We start from the raw sequence: 354 nt of genomic DNA on the forward strand, positions 1-354 counted from the left end.
GGGTTGCGTTATTTGCGAGTTTTATGTTTGTTCTAGAAAACGAATTTCTGAATTTCATAGCGCTAATTATTTTTGTGTTCGGTCCATTTTCTATAATTTTTGTGCATATAGATGGTGTGATAAAAAAAGATAGTTTGCTTAAAAGTATTGTTAAAAAGATGTGTGATTTAGAACAATCTAATTATTATATCGTTTGCTTATTTTTGTTGAATTTTGTGCTGTTACACAATGCTATTGCTTTTGTTGTTGACTGGTGGAATAGGTGAACCATCATGAGCCAATGGAAAGGGTTAGATCATAGGCTGAATAATTTGGGTTTTATGGTTGGTGTTCCTTCTTTGGTGTATGAAAGGC

The 354-nt window shown here is 32.5% G+C and carries 1 protein-coding gene; it reads left to right on the forward strand.

Annotation, left to right across the window (positions count from 1 at the left end; genetic code table 11):
• Positions 1–266 (forward strand): hypothetical protein (locus R0J92_RS22000; protein ID WP_411053213.1); only part of this gene is annotated, 266 nt, incomplete at its 5' end.
• Positions 267–354 lie beyond the last annotated feature (88 nt).

It is taken from the genome of Tritonibacter sp. SIMBA_163, from assembly GCF_046535935.1.
GTDB classification, from domain to species: Bacteria; Pseudomonadota; Alphaproteobacteria; order Rhodobacterales; family Rhodobacteraceae; genus Epibacterium; species Epibacterium scottomollicae.